The organism is Sphingomonas sp. ABOLE (genome assembly GCF_003950455.1).
Taxonomy (GTDB): Bacteria; Pseudomonadota; Alphaproteobacteria; order Sphingomonadales; family Sphingomonadaceae; genus Sphingomonas; species Sphingomonas trueperi.
In genome coordinates, this window is the sequence record NZ_QQWY01000097.1 from 1 (window position 1) to 1,530 (window position 1,530).

General features: G+C 67.1%; 1 protein-coding gene. It reads left to right on the forward strand.

What is annotated here, in order from left to right:
• Positions 1 to 78: 78 nt before the first annotated feature.
• Positions 79 to 1,455, forward strand: coding sequence for a transposase (locus CA234_RS24030; protein ID WP_126002937.1), 1,377 nt, complete (start codon positions 79 to 81; stop codon positions 1,453 to 1,455).
• The last annotated feature ends 75 nt before the right edge of the window (positions 1,456 to 1,530 follow it).

A 1,530-nucleotide genomic window follows, 5' to 3' on the forward strand; every position in this document is an offset into this window, starting at 1 on the left:
CGATTATGTTGAAAAACCCGCCCTTGAAGTCGCGGTGACGGTCTGATTCACTCCAGCCGGTTGGCGGGAGACGTTTGGATGATGGGCGAGCGAACCGTGCCGCAGGAGTCGCTGTTCTACAGCTTCAACCTGGAGCGGCACGTGCCGGCGGATCACCTACTGCGCTCGATCGACCGCTTCGTCGACCTGTCGGACCTGCGCGAGCAGTTGCGTCCCTTCTACAGCGAAACGGGGCGCCCCTCGATCGATCCGGAGCTGATGCTGCGGATGCTGATCATCGGCTATTGCATGGGTATCCGCTCCGAGCGCCGGCTGTGCGAGGAAGTGCATGTGAACCTGGCCTATCGCTGGTTCTGCCGGCTCGGGCTGGAGGGCGACGTGCCCAACCACTCGACCTTCTCCAAGAACCGGCACGGCAGGTTCCGCGACAGCGACCTGCTCCGCCGCCTGTTCGAGGCGACGGTAGCGCGCTGCATCGCCGAGAAGCTGGTCGGCGGCGAGGGCTTCGCGGTCGATGCCAGCCTGATCCGGGCCGATGCCGGCCGGCAGAACGTCGTCGATGATGCCGGGCAGCTGCCGCCCGCCAGCGCCAGCCACGCGGTGCGGGAATATCTGGCCGTGCTCGACGATGCCGCGTTCGGCGGCGCGACGCCGGTGCCGCCCAGGCAACTGGCGGTGGCCGATCCGGCGGCACGATGGACGGCGGCGTCGCGCGACCGCGCCTTCTTCGCCTATTCGACCAACTATCTGATCGACCTCGAGCATGCCGTGATCGTCGATGTCGAGGCGACCACCGCCATCCGCCAGGCCGAGGTCACCGCCCAGCGCCGGATGATCGAGCGCACCCACGACCGGTTCGGACTGTGGCCCGCGCGGCTCGCGGCGGATACCGGATACGGCGACGCCAGGAACCTGGCCTGGCTGGTGGAGGAACGCGGCATCGAGCCACACATCCCGGTGTTCGACAAGTCGGCACGGCGCGACGGCAGCTTCGCGCGCGCCGACTTCGTCTTCGACCACGACGATGACAGCTATGTCTGCCCCGCCGGCAAGCGCCTGCGGCAACGCCGGAAGCGCTACCGGGCAGCACTGCCCTTCGTCGATGCCGAGGGCATGACCCGGTACCGCGCCAGCAAGTTCGATTGCGACGCCTGCGCCCTCAAGCCGGGTTGCTGCCCCAACGCGCCCGCCCGCAAGATCCTGCGCTCGATCCACGAGGGCGCCCGCGACATGGCGCGCGATATCGCCACCACCGACGTCTATGTCGCCTCCCGCCGTCAGCGAAAGAAGGTCGAGATGCTGTTCGCCCACCTCAAGCGCATCCTGAATCTGCGCCGCCTGCGGCTGCGAGGGCCCAACGGTGCGAAGGATGAATTCCTCCTCGCCGCCACTGCCCAGAACCTACGAAAGCTCGCCAAGCTTATCCCGATGCCGGCCATAGCCGGAGCGCAGTAAGCGCCGGGCTTGCTCGTCAGCGGCGCTCAGCCATTATGCCAAACGGCGCTCGAAGCCGCCTTTTTCAACACAATC

Excerpts from the sequence above, each read along its gene's own strand:
- CA234_RS24030 (WP_126002937.1), top strand. The coding sequence starts at position 79 with ATGATGGGCGAGCGAACCGTGCCGCAGGAGTCGCTGTTCTACAGCTTC.